Raw genomic sequence first — 17,180 nt, 5'->3', positions numbered from 1 at the left:
TACGGACTAACGGTTCAGCAGTTCACGCTCGATCAGCTCGCGGGTTTCCACCGCCTGACGCGGCATTTTTTCCGGATAACCGAACAGGGAAGAGGCAATAATCGACTCTCCGCCAACTTTGTAACTCCGGTTAGCGAAGTCCATTTCACGCAGAGTCTGGAACAGGGCGGCGAAATCGACCTCCCCTTCACCAACGCCTACATGCTGGTGGACAACGGCATCCACACCGGGCGGGTTCACGATATAGCGGCAATGCTTAGTGTGGTTCATGGTATCGGCAATCAGCACATGCGACAGATCGCCGCCTGCGTATTCCAGCATGCTTTTAACATCGCCCTTGCCTTTGTCGTAGAAGAAGGTGTGCGGCACGCTATAGAGATACTTGACGTTTTCACTGCGGAACGATTTTACCAGGTCCGCCGTTTCATTATTTTCTTCACAGAAGTCCCAGGGGTGGGACTGAATTTCGATACGAATACCTTCACGCTCGACGATCGGCAGCAGCTCTTCCATCGAGCGGTAGAACATCTCTTCGCAGATCTCCGGCTCGTTTGGCGTCCCGGATAGCTCGGTATTGATCACCTGCACGCCGGTTTCAACCGCAATCTCAATCATCCGCTTCCAGTTACGCACGGCGGCCTGACGGCGCGCCTCATCCGGTCCGGACCAGCGATAGACGACGATAAAGGAGGAGATCTCCACGCCCGTTTCACGCAGCGCATTTTTGTATTCGGTGATGATCTCCCGACTGGCCTTGGGGTGCTTGTAAAAGGGGTTGATCTGAGGATGCGGCGACTGCTCAATATATTTGTAGCCCCAGTCCGCCACCTGATGGACCATTCTGGTAATGCCCATCTCTTTGATGACATCAACGTCAAAAGCGATTTTCATCTGTTTCTCCCTGAGGATCGGTTCAGCGTTTTCCCCGCCACCGGCGGGGAAAAGGGCATTACTTGTTATAAAACGCCGGGCGAGGCGGCAGCTCAACGGCCTCAATGGCCCCGCTCTCCTGCGCTTTCAGACAGGCATCAGCCGCGACGGAGGCCGCATAGCCATCCCAGGCAGAAGGCCCTTGCAGCTTGCCAACCGTTGCATCGTTGATAAAGGCTTGTAGCTCAACGTCATAAGCGTCAATAAAACGATCTTTCCAGTCGGTGAGAATAGCGGTCGAGAGTTTTGCCTCTTTACGCATCTGCACCGCAGCAGGCTCTGGCAGTCTGGCGATTCCAGTTTCCCCAACCACCTCGCACTGAATGTCGTAGCCATAGGCACAGTTCACAAAGATTTCGACATCAATACGGGTGCCTTTCTGCGTTTCAAACAGCACTATCTGCGGGTCACGCAGCTTTGCATGGCTGTTTTTGGTGGAGCGCGGGAACACCACCTGCACAGATTTATAGTCGTCTTCCGTCAGCCAGCGCAGCACGTCCAGCTCATGGATCAGCGTATTGGTGATGGCCATATCCGTGGTATAGCTTTCAGGAACGGTGGGGTTGCGGTGCGCGCAGTGCAGCATCAGGGGTTCACCGATGTCGCCGTTGGTAATAACCTGCTTTAACGCACGATAGCCGGCATCATAAGGGCGCATAAAACCGACCTGCACCAGGCGCTTACCGTATGCAATTTCTGCATCAACAATACGGCGGCACCCTTCAGCGCTCAGCGCCAGCGGCTTTTCGCAAAATACTGGTTTACCGGCAGCCACGGCGGCAAGGGTAAACTCTTCGTGCGTGGGGTCCCACGAAGTCACAATCAGCGCATCCACATCGGAAGAGGCAATCACATCATGACCGTTGGCATAGACTTCCGCCTCCAGCCCTAAACGGCTGACGATGCCCTTTGCGCCATCAATATTGATGTCGGAGACGGCGACCACTTTTGCCCCCTGCAACACTTTGCTGCAGCGACGAATGTGTTCCTGACCAATTGCACCTGTACCGATAACACCGAGTCTGAGAGTCATAGCATATCCTTCATCATGTAGGGTTCAGCGCGGTATCGGGCCCCGCCACTATGCTGTGGCGGTGACCGGTTCCGATCTGTCATTAAGAGTAAAAAGAGGATCAGTATTCGCGTGCCTGTCCGATATGTTCGTTGAGCATGCGGGCAACGGCATCAACACGTTCTGATTCAGAAACCTGTGCGCCGCCCACGCGCCACCAGCTGAAGTATTTGTGCACCATGGTTTTTGGCAGCACTTTAATATCAATCAGCGTGGAAACGGTCTGCCTGCGGGCATCTTCCAGCGCCTCTTTCAGCTGTTCCAGCGTGGTCACGCGATAGGTTTTACAGCCGTAACCGGCCGCGATAGCGGCAAAGTCGACAGGTATAAAGCCGCCATTCAGCTTGCCGCTTTCGCTATTACGGAAACGGAACTCGGTGGTGAAGCTCTCCATGCCGTGTTCTATCTGAAGATTGTTGATACAGCCGTTGGTCATGTTATCGAACAGCACCACGTTGATTTTGGCCCGCTCCTGAATGGAGGTGACCAGCTCGGAGTGCAGCATCATAAATGAGCCATCGCCCACCAGCGTGTAGACCTCGCGGTGTGGCTCGGCCAGCTTCACGCCCAGTGACGCGCTAACCTCGTAGCCCATGCAGGAGTAGCCATACTCCACGTGGTAACTGTTGTAATCTTTGGTGCGCCAGACGCGCTGGAGATCGCCGGGCAAACTACCCGCAGCGGCGACGATCACCGAATCCTTTGGGAGGTGCTCATTCAGCGTCCCCAGCACGCTGCTCTGCGTCAGGAAGGAGTCGGTAAGGCGATTAAATTCGGCATAGACGGCTTCACGATCGAGGCTGTCGTCAATTTCCGGGATAAAGCCTTCGTTGCTGTAGACCGCCTGATAGACGCGCTGCGTCTCTTTCAGCAGCCTGCTTTGCGCTTGTGGGATCTGCTCGCCCCAGCCGCTGCTGAAACCTTGCTGAGCCAGACGTTCATCCAGCGCCGTCAGGGCTTCCCGCGCATCCGCTACGACCTGTACCGCATCCAGCTTGTAAGCGTCGAAGTTACTGACGTTAATATTGATGTAGCTGACATCCGGATTCTGGAAAATCCATTTCGAGGCGGTGGTGAAATCGGTGTAGCGTGTGCCCACGCCAATCACCAGATCCGCCTCTTTCGCCAGTAAATTGGCGGCCAGGCAACCAGTTTCACCCACACCACCCACATTAAGCGGATGATCGGAGACGAGGGTGCCTTTTCCTGCCTGCGTTTCCGCAAAGGGGATCTGATGGCGTTCCGCGAACTGGCGCAGCGCTTCACCAGCTTCGGAGTACTTCACGCCGCCGCCGCAAACGATCATCGGCTTACGTTTACCCGCCATAAGTTGCAGAGCGGCGGCAAGCTGGGCTTCTGTCGGCAGGCGACGGTCAAGTAAATGGACGCGTTTCTGGAAAAAATAGTCCGGGTAATCATAGGCCTCGCCCTGCACATCCTGCGGCAGCGAGATGGTTACCGCGCCGGTCTCTGCCGGATCGGTCAAAACACGCATCGCATTGATACAGGCCGTCATCAGCTGTTCCGGACGGTTTATCCTGTCCCAGTATTTGCTCACTGCGCGGAAGGCATCGTTGGTGCTGATGCTGAGATCGTGGCTCTGCTCAATCTGCTGCAAAACCGGGTCTGGCTGGCGGGTGGCAAACACATCGCCCGGCAGCAGTAATAAAGGAATGCGGTTAGCTGAGGCGGTGCCCGCTGCGGTGATCATATTGGCGGCACCCGGACCGACAGAGGAGGTACAGGCGATAATTTCACGGCGCAATTTCTGCTTAGCGTAGCCGATGGCCGCATGGGCCATGCCCTGCTCGTTACGTCCCTGATGCACCACCAGATCGCCGCTATCCTGCTCCAGCGCCTGGCCCAACCCCAGCACGTTGCCATGGCCAAAGATGGCGAAAATACCTTTGACGAATTTGGTTTCAACGCCATCTACCGACAGATACTGGTTATCCAGAAATCTGACCAGAGCCTGTGCTGTGGTTAATCTGATCTTACCCATTTGCTCTTCCTTAACGGTTCGGCGGAAAGTCAGCAACCTTCCGGGTTCGCAATCCTGGCCGCCAGGATAAAAACAAGCGACGGCTGTAAGTGAAACGTGAGGCGATTATAAACAAATATTTTTTTCACTAAACACAATTACAGAAGAAACATTTCATTTTGCGAGTGAGATCAAATTATGCCGTTAAACGGCTCTGAGCAGGGTGAGGGGACACGGCGTTTTGGAACAAGAAAGAAGAGTTGGTACAGAGAGAGAAAATTACGTTTCACTTCAACGAGTTTACGATTCGCGCATTCAGGGTTTGCGAGGCGGCTCACACTGCCCCATCTCCCTGAAGCCAGGGGGGAATTTGATCCTGTTCGATCCGTTGCAGCAGAGTTTTATCCACCTCACACTTTTGGGGTATTAGTTTCATTTTGTGTTGAAGTTGAAATATTTATTCCCCATACTGACTCGCATATCAAATCCGGGCGTCACGCTCAGGCGACTCCGCTGGAGAAGCGCGGCACATCACAGAAGGAAAAAACAGGTATGAGTACACAACAGAAGCGGCTTGATGTGATTTGTATCGGGCGCATTGCCGTTGACCTTTATGGCCAGCAAATTGGCGCCCGCCTTGAAGATACCAGCACGTTCGCTAAGTATCTCGGCGGATCGTCCGGCAATGTGGCTTACGGCACGGCGATTCAGGGCCTGAAGTCGGGGATGCTGGCACGCGTGGGTGATGAGCATATGGGGCGTTTTCTGCGCGAAGAGTTGCAGCGTGCAGGTGCCGACACCGAATGCCTGATTACCGATAAAACCCGTCTGACCGGTCTGGTGATCCTGGGGATCAAAGATCAGGATACCTTCCCGCTGGTGTTCTACCGCGATAATTGTGCGGATATGGGACTGACCCCGGAAGATATTAAAGAAGAGTACATTACCTCTTCCCGATCCGTTGCCGTCACCGGCACGCACCTCTCCCATCCTGATACCCGCGCGGCGGTGTTGAAAGCGCTCGATATTGCACGTAACAACGGCTTACGCACGGCGCTGGATATTGATTATCGTCCGGTGTTATGGGGCCTGACTTCGCTGGGAGACGGGGAAACGCGTTTCGTGGAGTCACAGCATGTTACTCAGCAGTTGCAGGAAGTACTGCACTATTTCGATCTGGTGGTGGGAACAGAAGAAGAGTTTCATATCGCCGGGGGCAGCACGGATACACTTACCGCCCTGAAAAATGTCCGCCAGGCGACCAAAGCGACACTGGTGTGCAAACGTGGCCCGATGGGCTGTGTGGTGCTGGAAGGCGAGATCCCGACGAGCTGGGAACAGACTAAATTGCAGAGCGGCGTGCGCGTTGAGGTACTGAACGTGCTGGGTGCAGGCGATGCCTTTATGTCCGGCCTGCTACGTGGCTGGCTGAATGATGAAGGTTGGGAACAGGCGTGCCGCTATGCCAACGCCTGTGGTGCGCTGGTGGTTTCACGCCACGGCTGCGCCCCGGCAATGCCCACCAAAGCGGAGCTGGACGATTTCCTGAGCCGCGCTGACGAAGTGAAACGTCCCGATCTGGACAAACGCCTCAAACATCTGCATCGCGTTACCACGCGGAAGCAGCAGTGGCCGGAACTGTGCGTCTTTGCCTTTGACCATCGTAAGCAGCTGCTGGATATGGCCAGTGAAGCGGGTGTCGACCCTTCCCGTCTGCCTGAACTCAAGCTGTTGCTGCTGCGGGCAGCGGAAGAGGCGGCAGGGGAAGCGGGCCTGGAGAGCCGTAGCGGCATTCTGGCCGACACCACTTACGGTCAGCCAGCGCTGAACGCCATTACCGGCAAAGGGTGGTGGATTGGTCGGCCGATTGAGCTGCCCAGCTCGCGTCCTCTGCGCCTTGAGCACGGCAACATCGGTTCTCAGTTAGTCGACTGGCCGCAGGAGCACGTGGTGAAATGCCTGGTGTTCTATCATCCCCATGACAGCGCCGAACTGCGCAAAGAGCAGGATGAACTGGTGCTGGACGTCTGGAACGGCTGTAACAAAACGGGCCATGAACTGCTGCTGGAAGTGATCCTGCCGGAGAGCAACCCGGACAAGCAGGAGTCCTACTATCTCGATATTCTGACGCACTTCTATTCACTGGGCATTCAGCCCGACTGGTGGAAGCTGCCGCCGCTTAAGCTTGAGAGCTGGGAAGCGATAAGCGGAGTGATCGAGCAGCATGACCCTTACTGTCGTGGCATCCTGATCCTGGGACTGGACGCGCCGGAAGAGAAGTTGAAAGCAGGTTTTGCCGATGCCGCCAGAGCGCCGTGGGTAAAAGGGTTCGCCGTGGGCCGTACCATCTTTGGGCAGCCTTCGCGCCAGTGGTTGCAGGGTGAGCTGGATGATGAGGCGCTCATCGCTCAGGTGAAGAGCAATTATCATCAGTTGATCAACTACTGGCGTGAAGTTCGTCCGGCGAAGTAAACCTCTGCTAAAGGACGGTGACCGAAGAGGATCCTGCGGGTGGCTAATTTTCTGCCCCTCGCGGAGCCGGATCGGCTCCCGCTCCTTTTCTTCTTCAGCGCCCTCTTTTTTGCTTCTGAAATGCTTCCGGGCATAGCTGAAGATCCCCACTTATTTCAGAGCACGAAGTTAAATACCTGCCTGGCGACCTGTTTTGCCATCTGAAGTGTGATTAGTTTCATAACCCCGATGAAATAGATCCCCTGATTTCCGTTAGCAAGTGAAATTTTTTGTTCATCTGGTAGAATATCGACCAGAAGAAGATGACTTATTTTATTTGGTGAGCCGAAGTAATGACCAATAACCCGACGCAGCTTTCCCTGTTACAGGACGACATCCGTCGTCGCTACGATACTCTGAGTAAGCGCCTGAAACAGGTTGCTCGCTATATTCTAGACAACAGCAACAGCATCGCTTTTGATACCGTGGCCTCTATTGCCCAACAGGCTGATGTGCCGCCCTCCACCCTTATTCGCTTCTCTAACGCCTTTGGTTTCAGCGGCTTTAACGAGATGAAACAGGTTTTCCGTCAGCATCTGATGGAAGAGACGGTGAATTACACCGAGCGCGCGCGTCTTTTCCGCCAGACCTCAACCGACGAGTCGGCAACGCCACCTGAAAATCCCGCTGAAATTCTTAATGTGTTCACTATGGTAAACTCGCAGGCGCTGCAACAGCTGGCGATGCAGACCAACCCTGAGCAGTTGAATAAAGCCGTGGAGCTGCTTAATCAGGCGGACAATATCTATGTGATTGGCCTGCGCCGCTCTTTCAGTGTCGCTTCTTACCTGACCTATGCGCTGCGTCATCTGGAGCGCCGCGCCTTTCTGATTGATGGTCTTGGCGGCATGTTTACCGAGCAGTTAAGCATGGTAAACCCAAAGGACGTAGTGATTGCTATCAGCTACTCCCCCTATGCGCGGGAAGCGGTTGAGCTGGTTGAGCTGGGCGCTAAACGTGGCGCGCACCTGATTGCCATAACCGACAGCCAGGTCAGCCCGCTTGCGGCGTTCAGCGATGTCTGCTTTGTGGTGCGTGAAGCGCAGGTGGATGGTTTCCGTTCGCAGGTCGCTTCCCTGTGCCTTGCCCAGACGCTGGCCGTTTCACTGGCGCTGAATAACGTTGCGAAAGCATAAAAAACGGGTGGAAAATTCCACCCGTTTTTCACTGACTCGTTTCATTTATCCGGCGTTACTTTTCGCGCGGATACGCCTCGCTGTTAATCCAGGCGTGATCGTGTTCCCAGCTAAACTTCCATAATCTTACCGGTCCTGCCATCACGTTCAGATAATAATTATCGTAGCCGGCAATAGTTGCTACCGGATGGTAGCCACGCGGCACGGTGACCACATCATGGTTGTAGACAGCCATGCACTCATCCAGCGAACGATCGTCCGTATAGACGCGCTGCATGGCAAAACCCTGCTGCGGATTAAAGCGGTGGTAATAGGTTTCTTCCAGATAGGTTTCCGACTCTGAGTCTTCCCTATCGTGTTTATGGCTGGGGTAGGAGCTGGTATCCCCTTCATTGGTGTAGACTTCCACCACCAGCAGGCTGTCCGCTGGCTTATCGTCAGGCAGAATATTGTGTACCAGCCGCTTGTTGCGACCTTTGCCGCGCTGCTCCACGCCCACGTCGGCAGGCGTAATCAGCCTGGCGGGCAGCGTCCCTTTACCTGGCGCGTTACACACGGCCAGCTCCAGATCCGTGTCCGCGTAAATTTCGACCTTATCGTGATTGGGTACATAGACGGAATAAGGTGGCGTGCGCTCAAAGGGCGACATGCGCTTGCCGATACCGGGAAACTCCGCGTGCAGCGTTTTCACCGAAGCCAGCCCCGCTACCAGCACCAGACACAGCTCTCTATCGCCACTTTCCAGCTGCAGCCTTTGCCCTTTTTCCAACTGGTAAGCATCAAAGCCCACATAGCGCCAGCTTGCGCTCTCCGGAGTAACATGCTGGATGCGCCCTTGCGCATCCGGTTGTTTTACTTTGTTAAGCAATGACATTCTGCTTTTCCCCTGCTCGTGGATTAACCCAACGTTGGCATGCTGAACTCAGAAACGGTTTTCTGACCGCCCGGCCAGCGTACGGTGGCCGTTTTCATACGGGTATAGAAACGCACGCCGTCTGGCCCGTGCACGTTCAGTGCGCCAAAGACGGAGCGCTTCCAGCCGCCAAAGCTGTGGAACGCCATTGGCACCGGCACCGGCACGTTTACGCCAACCATCCCTGCCTGCACTTCACGCACAAAATCACGTCCGGTATGACCATTGCTGGTGAAGATGGCGCTGCCGTTGCCAAATTCGTGGCTGTTAACCAGCTTCAGAGCAGTAGCATAGTCTGGCGCGCGCATAATGCTGAGCACCGGTCCGAAGATCTCTTCACGCCAGATGACCATATCGGCGGTGACGTTATCAAACAGCGTGCCGCCAACGTAGTAACCTTCGCTGTAGCCTTCAACCTGACAGTTACGCCCATCCACCACCAGCTTCGCGCCTTCCTGCTCGCCCTGGTTGATGTAACCCAGCACTTTTTTCTGGTGCGCGGCAGAGACAACCGGCCCCATTTCGTTCTCTTCGCTGCCTTTTTTGATGCCAGGCCCTACGCGCAGCGCTTTAACCAGCGGCGTCAGGGCGGCAATTAATTTGTCTGCGGTATCATCGCCAACCGCAACCACCACCGGCAGCGCCATGCAGCGTTCGCCTGCAGAGCCAAACGCGCCGCCCATAATGGCGTTCACGGTGCTTTCCAGCTCGGCATCCGGCATCACGATGGCATGATTTTTTGCCGCGCCGAAAGCCTGAACACGCTTACCGTGGGCGCTGGCGGTTTTATAGATGTGCTCCGCCACGCCAGAAGAGCCAACAAAACTTACGGCCTGCACGCGCGGATCGGTATAGAGCTGCTCTGCATCTTCGTTAGAACAGTGAATAACGTTGAACACGCCGTCCGGCAGCCCCGCTTCGGTCAGCAGCTCAGCCATACGTACCGAGGCTGAAGGGTCCAGAGCTGGCGGCTTCAGCACGAAGGTGTTGCCGCAGGCGAGCGCGATCGGGAACATCCATAACGGCACCATAGCCGGGAAGTTAAACGGGGTGATCCCGGCCACCACGCCCAGCGGCTGCATCAGAGAATAGCTGTCCACGCCAGTTGCCACGTCAGCAGAGTTTTCACCTTTGATCAGATGAGGAATACCGCAGGCATATTCAATCACTTCTATGCCACGGGTCAGTTCCCCCAGCGCGTCAGACCAGACTTTACCGTGTTCGCTGACAATCAGCGCAGCCAGCTCTTCACGGTGCTCTTCCATCAGGGCTTTAAAGTTGAACATAACGCGCGCGCGGCGAAGTGGCGAGGTGCGGGACCACTCATCAAAAGCGTTATGCGCTACTTCAATCGCTTTTGTCACTTCCTCTGCGCTGCTTTGCGTCAGCTCGCGCACCGGTTTGCCTGTCGCCGGATCGTAAACCGGAATGGTTTCATTGCTGGCGCTCAGAGACGTTTTTCCGCCAATAAAGTTTCCTACGATAGTCATGTTCTGGCCTCTTTAATGTGAGTATTCCTGCAGGCCGCAGCCTGACCGGACAAATCCTGAATGCGTGCAACGACACTATTATATTGGAACAAATTTTTCAAATAATTCACTTTAGAAAATTCATTTTTAGCGGGGCAGATCGCATTTTTATTTATCGGGGCGCTCAGACCCGGGGTGCATAACAGGGGCAGAAGCAAAAAGGGCTTAGCGCAAGGTGGCTGCGGCTCCCCACTGTTCACCAGCCAGACACCTCTTGCCTATATGACGTTGCGATACGGTTCACAAATCAACCACCTGGCGCTGTTCTGAACGGCAATAAAACGAAATTTTGCGAGAGCGATCCAAAAATTTAAATTTCATAATTCACCATTCATGAAATAAATGTTCTTTTATACGCCATAACCTGAGAACGCCGCCTGATGGCGATCCATACGGCTTAACCATCCTTCCCTTCTCTACTTGCAGGAGCAGTAAAATGGCTATTGATCCCACCCGTTTTTGTATTAACCGAAAAATTGCCCCCAACCTCAGTATTGAAGAGTTCTTTCAGCTGGTGCATAAGCTCGGCCTGAATAAAGTTGAACTGCGCAATGATATGCGTGGAGGCAGCGTGACGGATGAGCTCACTCATGCGGAAGTGAAAGCCCTGGCGCAACGCTATGGGCTGGAAATTGTCACTATCAATGCCGTTTACCCCTTTAACCAGATAAATGAAGCGCTGCTGGCGAAGACGGAAGGATTGCTGAAAGATGCTCAGGGAGTGGGTGCCAAGGCGCTGGTGCTCTGCCCACTGAACGACGGTACGCCGGTTTCTGAGGAGGAGACGCTAGCTGCCCTGAAAACGCTGGCTCCGCTGTTTGCCCACTATGGGATTGAAGGGTTGGTTGAGCCGCTGGGCTTCAGGGTCAGCTCGCTGCGCTCTGCGGTTAAAGCGCAAAAGCTGATCCGCGAGGCGAATGTTCCTTTCCGCCTGTTACTCGATACTTTCCATCATCATCTGTATGAAAATGCTGAGGCGGAATTTGAAACGGCGATCGATATCAATGCGATCGGGCTTATCCATCTTTCCGGGGTGGAAGACAGCCGTCCAACCAGCGAACTCACCGATGAAGAACGTATCATGCTTACAGAAGGTGACCTGCTGAATACCACCACTCAGGTGCAGCGTCTGGAGCGGATGGGTTACCGGGGCGTTTACGCCTTTGAGCCCTTCTCATCAGTGATGGAGAGCTGGCAGGCGGAAGATATAGAGCGGGAGATTCGCCGCAGTATCGCTTTCCTGCAGGATTAACCCAGGGGCGGTGTCGCCCCTGGCTTACAGGTGTCACTTTGGCGGCCCTGGCCGCCCTGTTCAGGAGCGTTCCACCAGCGCCTCTTTTTGTCGTCGCAGCGTCCGTTTCAGGCGGGCCGTCAGCACTATCGCCACGCAGACCAGCAGCCCGCTAAGCAGATAGATCACCGGTACCCCGAGATAGCTCATGGCAAACCCGGCCAGAGGCCCGGTTATCCCTAAAGAGAGATCCATAAAGGTGGTATAGGCCGCCAGCGCACTGCCCTGATTCTGTGGCGGTACGGCTTTAACCGCCACCACGCCAATGGCTGGAAACACCAGCGAGAAGCCTGCCCCGGTCAGGAATGCGCCCAGTTTCGCCATCCAGGGATCGACCGATCCCCAGACCAGAAACAGGCCCACCGCCTCCACCGCAAAGCACACCAGCGCCACGCTAAGCCCGCCGTGTCGGTTAATCGCATTGGGAAAGAGCAGGCGGGTTCCGACGAAAGCGCCGCTGAAAAGCGTCAACGCCCAGGCAGCGCCTTCCCACCCTTTGGCCTGATAAAATAGCGTGATAAAGGTGGCAATCACCCCAAACCCTGCCGACCCCATCGCCAGCAGTACGCCGTAACCCCACACCTTGCCCAGCACCGCGCGGAACGGCAGCTGTTTACCTTTGCTGCTTTTCACTGTGGGACGGGGAAGCGCAAAGAGAAAGGCAATAAGGGCAATAGCTATGATGATACCGGAGAGCAGCAGCAGCCCGCCCCAGTGATAAATCCCCACGCCCAGCGGAGCGCCGATGGCCATTGCGCCATAGGTGAAGATACCGTTCCAGGAGATTACGCGGCCAATATGCAGCGACCCCACCACGCCAACGCCCCAGAGAGTAGAGCCAGTCCCGGTAAAACTCTGCCCGATCCCCAGGATCACTCGTCCCAGGCATAGCATCACCAGGCTCAGCACCGGCAGGCTGGCTCCAAACGCCGCCAGCGCATAACAGAGCCCGCTGAGGAAGCAGCCGCACAGCCCAAAGACCACCACTTTTTTTGGCCCCCACAGATCGGCAAACCGGCCGGCGTGAGGACGACTCAGCAGCGTGGCGAAATATTGCAGGCTGACCACCAGCCCTGCCCAGAAAGCGCTGTAGCCCATCACATCATGAACATAGCCGGGTAAAACGGCCAGCGGCAGGCCGATGGTCAGGTAACTGGCAAAATTGAATATCACTACGGAAATGATACGCAAATTAAGGCGTAAACCGCTTTGAGCAGGTTCTGCCGCAGGTTGCTCGGACATGGGAATCGTGAACCGGTTAACAAAAAGAGAGAGTTAACTATACCCTGCTTTTCCCTCTTTCTCTTACCCCGGTTGGCCTCTTCGGGATAATTGCCGCCATAAATCCGTCACATAGCGCGCTTATAGCGTCCTGTTAATGAAATCCCGGAGAGGATAAAACTGATGGCTTCCCGGATTTCCCCCAGGGAGCGCGTGTCCCCTCTGTCCCGGCTGGCATGGTGGTGGGCATGATCCTGCCGTGGAACCCTGCTGCTGGCGCCAGCAGGCATGCAGAGGGTGGCCATTTTTACCTGGTGCCAGTTTGAACAAGACTCAATCGGTCAGGGCATGGCAGTAACCACTATTGCCATAACAATCAGCCTGCTACAGATGCTGGCAGCCATTGGGCTGATGCAGCGGCAGGTAAAAGCTTCCGACCTTTCTTAAAATCAGCGATTTACTGCTTAAAGGCGCTAAACTTACGCATCTGAAGCTGAAATGGAATGGGAATGAGCGAACTGCAGCAGGAAAAAATCGGGCAGAACATGCTGTTAAAGATGGCGATGCTGGTGGTGATCCTTGCGGGCATCAAGGCCGCTTCGGACATTATGGTGCCCTTTTTACTGGCTATGTTTCTGGCCATTGTACTGAATCCGTTGGTCACTATTTTGATGCGCCGGGGCGTCAGACGCGGGCTGGCGATAGGCCTGGTGATGACCGGCGTGCTTATCTGTTTCGCTCTGCTGGTGGCGATGGTGGCCGGAGCAGCGAACGAATTCAGCGATATTTATCCGCAGCTCCGCAGCCAGCTGGAGCATAAGCTCAGCCTGGTTCAGCATTTTGCCGCCACGTTTAATATCAATCTCTCCACCGACCGGATGGTGGAACGGCTCGATCCTAACGCCATGATGAATATGGCGACCACCGTGCTGAGTCAGTTCTCAGGAGTGATGACTAATATCGTGCTGCTGATGATGACCGTGGTCTTTATGCTGTTTGAAGTCCACCACCTGCCTTACAAACTCCGCTTTGCGCTGGTAAACCCAAAAATTCGCATCGCCGGACTGCATAAGGCGCTGAAAGGTGTTACCCACTATCTGGCGCTTAAAACATTGATCAGCCTGATAACCGGTGCCTCGGTCTGGCTGGCATTGCTGCTGCTGGATGTTAAGTTTGCCCTGCTGTGGGGCGTGGTTGCCTTTATCCTTAACTACATTCCGAATATCGGCCCGATCATCGCCGGAATTCCTCCGCTGATTCAGGCGCTGCTGCTGAACAGCGTTTATGATGCTGCGCTGGTCGGCGCCCTGTTTATCGCCATTCATATGGTGTTCGGCAATATGCTTGAACCCAGAGTGATGGGAAAAGGACTGGGCCTTTCCAGCCTGGTGGTATTCCTGTCGCTGATTTTCTGGGGCTGGCTGCTGGGGCCGGTGGGGATGCTGCTGTCGGTGCCGCTGACCAGTATCTGTAAAATTCTGATGGAAACCACGCCAGGGGGCAGCAAGCTGGCGATCCTGCTGGGCAACGGCCGGCCTAAAGTGAAGCGCTTTAGTGTGCAGAAAACGACCATCGATCAAAACCCTGAAAACAAGTTAAAGATTGGCCGAAGGTAAACCGCCCGCTGCCACAAGCGGGTGGTCGGCAGCCGTAAACGCTCTTTCACCGGCAGACGGAACAGGACCCTCTTCACGCTTTGGCTTGCTGAGTATCGCCTTCGACAATGGCTCAGGCGATACTGAGCAGCCCGATTGCATTCCTGCTTAGGTTAAGGAGTATTCAGATGGAACACACATGGCGCTGGTACGGCCCGAACGATCCGGTCTCGCTGGATGATGCCCGTCAGGCGGGCGCCACCGGCATTGTTACCGCCCTGCATCATATTCCCAACGGCGAGATCTGGCCGGTTGAAGAGATTAAAGCGCGCCAGGCGTTGCTCGCTGAAAAAGGGCTGGTCTGGTCGGTGGTCGAGAGTATTCCTGTTCATGAGTCGATTAAAACGCAGCGTGGAGATTATCAGCATTTTATCGCTAACTATCAGCAGTCGATTCGCAATCTGGGTCTCTGCGGTATTGATACCGTTTGCTATAACTTCATGCCGGTACTTGACTGGACGCGTACCGATCTGGCCTGGACCTTGCCGGACGGCGCCAAAGCGCTGCGTTTTGACCATATCGCCTTTGCCGCTTTCGAACTGCATATTTTGCAGCGGCCAGGCGCTACTCAGGATTACGACGAGCAGGAACAAAAAGAGGCAGCTGACTATTTCGCTGCAATGACGCCTGAGGCGATTGCAACGCTGACGCGTAACATTATTGCAGGTCTGCCAGGTGCCGAAGAGGGCTACACCCTGGAGCAGTTCCAGGCGCAGCTTTCCCAGTATGACGGCATTGATAAAGCGGGTTTACGCAGGCATATGGCCGAGTTTCTGACGGCTATCGTTCCCGTAGCGGAAACTGCCGGGATTATGCTGGCGGTCCATCCTGACGATCCACCGCGTCCAATACTCGGCCTGCCGCGCATTGTTTCTACTCAGGAAGATATGCAGTGGCTGAAAGAGAGCGTGGAGAGCGTGCACAACGGCTTTACCTTCTGCACCGGCTCTTACGGCGTGCGTCCTGACAACAACCTGGTGGAGATGGCAACGGCGTTCTCGGATCGCATTCATTTCGCCCATCTGCGCGCAACAAAACGGGAAGCTAATCCGAAAAGCTTCCATGAAGCCGCGCATCTGGCAGGAGATGTGGATATGGTCGGCGTGGTGAAGGTGATCCTCGCCGAAGAGCAGCGCCGTCGTCAGCAGGGCAATCTGCGCAGTATTCCGATGCGTCCCGATCACGGCCATCAGATGCTGGATGATCTGCAGAAAAAAACCAATCCCGGCTATTCCGCAATTGGCCGTCTGAAGGGGCTGGCCGAGGTCAGAGGGGTGGAAGTAGCCTTAAAACAGATCTACTTCCAAGAGTAAATTCACGCTTGCGGCGGCAGGCAAATAGCTGCCGCCGCCTCCCTTATCGTTAATCCACGATAAACAGCTGCGCACCGGCATCACTCCAGGAGCGGTGCGCTTCTGCGCCATCAGCCACCTGATAGCTCATGCCCGGCGTCAGCGTAAATACCCTTCCGTCATCTAATTCGGTATGCAGCTCACCGGAAAGGCAAAACAGAATATGCCCTTTTGAACACCAGTGATCCGCCAGGTAACCAGGAGTATATTCCACCATTCGGACACGAACTTCGCCGAACTGCTGCGTACGCCAGAGCGCTTTGCCTGTTTCGCCAGGATGCTCTGTGGCGGCCAGGGCAGCCCAGGCGGTGGTACCAAACGGAATGTCGCTCATTTTCATGCTGCCGTCGTCTCCGGTTCAGGTATGTGGTTATGCAGCATACCAATGCGCTGAAAATATTGCCTGCTTAACGCTCAGGGTTCAAAAATGGGCATAACGGGTGTAGATCAGCAGCGGCGTGTAGATATTCTGAATCTGCCCGCCGGTTCGCAAGCGACCCAGGGCGTCCACGCCAAGCTCTATTTCACGCTGGATATCATGGCCCAGCACGATATCCATTTCTCCCGTTTCCAGCAGGGTTCGCGTGTAGTCGCTTAGCTCATGACCGATAAACAGCACATCGTTCGCCAGCCCTTTTTCCGTCAGCGCTTTAGCCACGCCGCGGTTCCCTCCAGCCATGTTGTAGATGCCAGCCATGGGCGGATTCTCTTCAAGAAACTTTTTGACGCTTTGGTATGAGCTTTCTGATTCATCGTTGGTGTTCACCCTCTCCACGATGGTCAGATGGGGAAATTCGGCCCGTAAAGCCCGCCGGAAGCCAACTTCGCGCTCCTCCTGGGTCCGGTAAGTGGAGCTGAAGATCAGCAAAATATTTCCGGGCCGTTTTGGCAACATGCGGCCCATCAGCCAGCCAGCCGTGGCTCCCGTGCTGATCTGTTCCAGTCCGACATAGGCGGTACGCCGTGAATTGGGCAGATCGCTGGTCAGACAGATCGTCGGCACGCCATTATCGATAGCCTCACGGACCGCCCGATTGATCTTTACATCATCACGGCACACCAGCAGCAGCGCGTCAGATTCGGCAGCACGCCGGGCGATCAGCTGGCTGAAGCGGTCGGTATTGACCTGAACGTTAGGCACGCTGTCAAAACTGAAGGCAATTTCAGGATGCGCCGCGATGTAACGCCGCGCTTCTTTCTCGACCAGGCTGATAAAACTGGTGCCGGACTCGCAGATAAAAGCGATGCGCCGGCGCAATGCTGGCGTCCCACCTTCATCCCACTGCCCGCCCAGCCGTTGGATCGCCAGCATCACCTTTTTACGCGTGACTTCACGTACACCAGGGCGGGCGTTCACGACTCTGTCGACGGTAGCCATGCTCAATCCCGCCTCTTCCGCGATGGTGGCGATAGTGGGACCTTTCCAGCCGCTTTTCTCCGACATGCTTGCTCTCAAAGAGGTAATGAGGTGTTTTTCATCATAGCGAAAAGTGGTGATTAAGCCAGCGGCAGCTAAGCCTTTGATTCCATCCAGTTAAGTGAGTTTTGATGGGTTTAACCTCAATTAAATCTGTGATTTACCGCATTTT

General features: G+C 55.1%; 14 protein-coding genes. 6 read left to right on the top strand and 8 right to left on the bottom strand.

The window, feature by feature from the left end; genetic code table 11:
* Window positions 1–6: 6 nt before the first annotated feature.
* From SD961_RS04950 to iolD, 3 genes are all read right to left on the bottom strand, one after another.
* The gene (locus SD961_RS04950) at window positions 7–891 is read right to left on the bottom strand and encodes a sugar phosphate isomerase/epimerase (RefSeq protein ID WP_318789277.1); all 885 of its coding nucleotides are present in this window, start codon (window positions 889–891) and stop codon (window positions 7–9) included.
* 58 nt (window positions 892–949) lie between these two features.
* Entirely contained in the window at window positions 950–1,963 is a 1,014-nt protein-coding gene (locus SD961_RS04945; protein ID WP_318789276.1) for a Gfo/Idh/MocA family oxidoreductase, read from the bottom strand.
* A 100-nt stretch (window positions 1,964–2,063) separates the two neighbouring features.
* A complete protein-coding gene (iolD, locus tag SD961_RS04940; protein ID WP_318789275.1) occupies window positions 2,064–4,004 on the bottom strand; it encodes a 3D-(3,5/4)-trihydroxycyclohexane-1,2-dione acylhydrolase (decyclizing) in 1,941 nt (646 codons plus the stop codon).
* A gap of 531 nt (window positions 4,005–4,535) precedes the next feature.
* On the opposite strand from iolD, the gene SD961_RS04935 reads away from it, so the two are divergent.
* Together SD961_RS04935 and SD961_RS04930 are read left to right on the top strand one after the other, a co-directional pair.
* Complete coding sequence (locus tag SD961_RS04935; RefSeq protein ID WP_318789274.1) at window positions 4,536–6,455, top strand: bifunctional 5-dehydro-2-deoxygluconokinase/5-dehydro-2-deoxyphosphogluconate aldolase; 1,920 nt, start codon at window positions 4,536–4,538, stop codon at window positions 6,453–6,455.
* A 332-nt stretch (window positions 6,456–6,787) separates the two neighbouring features.
* The gene (locus tag SD961_RS04930; protein WP_318789273.1) at window positions 6,788–7,630 is read left to right on the top strand and encodes a MurR/RpiR family transcriptional regulator; all 843 of its coding nucleotides are present in this window, start codon (window positions 6,788–6,790) and stop codon (window positions 7,628–7,630) included.
* 55 nt (window positions 7,631–7,685) lie between these two features.
* On the opposite strand, the gene iolB is transcribed toward SD961_RS04930, so the two are convergent.
* Window positions 7,686–8,504, bottom strand: a complete 819-nt coding sequence (gene iolB / locus SD961_RS04925) for a 5-deoxy-glucuronate isomerase (protein ID WP_318789272.1) — start codon at window positions 8,502–8,504, stop codon at window positions 7,686–7,688.
* 23 nt (window positions 8,505–8,527) lie between these two features.
* On the bottom strand, window positions 8,528–10,033 hold the full coding sequence (locus SD961_RS04920) for a CoA-acylating methylmalonate-semialdehyde dehydrogenase (protein ID WP_318789271.1): 1,506 nt from the start codon (window positions 10,031–10,033) through the stop codon (window positions 8,528–8,530).
* Window positions 10,034–10,508: 475 nt separating this feature from the next.
* Here SD961_RS04920 and SD961_RS04915 point away from each other — a divergent pair, with 475 nt between their 5' ends.
* A complete protein-coding gene (locus SD961_RS04915; RefSeq protein ID WP_318789270.1) occupies window positions 10,509–11,324 on the top strand; it encodes a TIM barrel protein in 816 nt (271 codons plus the stop codon).
* 60 nt (window positions 11,325–11,384) lie between these two features.
* On the opposite strand, the gene SD961_RS04910 is transcribed toward SD961_RS04915, so the two are convergent.
* Entirely contained in the window at window positions 11,385–12,605 is a 1,221-nt protein-coding gene (locus SD961_RS04910; protein ID WP_318789269.1) for an MFS transporter, read from the bottom strand.
* A gap of 276 nt (window positions 12,606–12,881) precedes the next feature.
* Between SD961_RS04910 and SD961_RS04905 the strand changes: the two genes are divergently transcribed.
* The 3 genes from SD961_RS04905 to uxuA all read left to right on the top strand — a co-directional run bounded on the left by SD961_RS04905 (window position 12,882) and on the right by uxuA (window position 15,552).
* Window positions 12,882–13,031, top strand: coding sequence for a hypothetical protein (locus SD961_RS04905; protein ID WP_318789268.1), 150 nt, complete (start codon window positions 12,882–12,884; stop codon window positions 13,029–13,031).
* A 62-nt stretch (window positions 13,032–13,093) separates the two neighbouring features.
* A complete protein-coding gene (locus SD961_RS04900) occupies window positions 13,094–14,200 on the top strand; it encodes an AI-2E family transporter (RefSeq protein ID WP_318789267.1) in 1,107 nt (368 codons plus the stop codon).
* Between the two features lie 167 nt (window positions 14,201–14,367).
* Window positions 14,368–15,552 carry a mannonate dehydratase gene (uxuA, locus tag SD961_RS04895; RefSeq protein WP_318789266.1) on the top strand — a complete coding sequence of 395 codons (1,185 nt, stop codon included), beginning with the start codon at window positions 14,368–14,370 and terminating at the stop codon, window positions 15,550–15,552.
* A 49-nt stretch (window positions 15,553–15,601) separates the two neighbouring features.
* Here uxuA and SD961_RS04890 read toward each other — a convergent pair whose 3' ends face one another.
* Both SD961_RS04890 and SD961_RS04885 read right to left on the bottom strand, forming a co-directional pair.
* Complete coding sequence (locus SD961_RS04890; protein WP_318789265.1) at window positions 15,602–15,931, bottom strand: DHCW motif cupin fold protein; 330 nt, start codon at window positions 15,929–15,931, stop codon at window positions 15,602–15,604.
* Window positions 15,932–16,012: 81 nt separating this feature from the next.
* Window positions 16,013–17,035: a LacI family DNA-binding transcriptional regulator gene (locus SD961_RS04885; protein ID WP_318789264.1), complete on the bottom strand. Its 1,023-nt coding sequence runs from the start codon at window positions 17,033–17,035 to the stop codon at window positions 16,013–16,015.
* Between the last annotated feature and the right edge of the window lie 145 nt (window positions 17,036–17,180).

This window comes from Erwinia sp. MMLR14_017, from assembly GCF_033657285.1.
Classification (GTDB): Bacteria; Pseudomonadota; Gammaproteobacteria; order Enterobacterales; family Enterobacteriaceae; genus Erwinia.
Note: the sequence above shows the minus strand (reverse complement) of the source record. Positions and strands in the feature narration are given on the sequence as shown.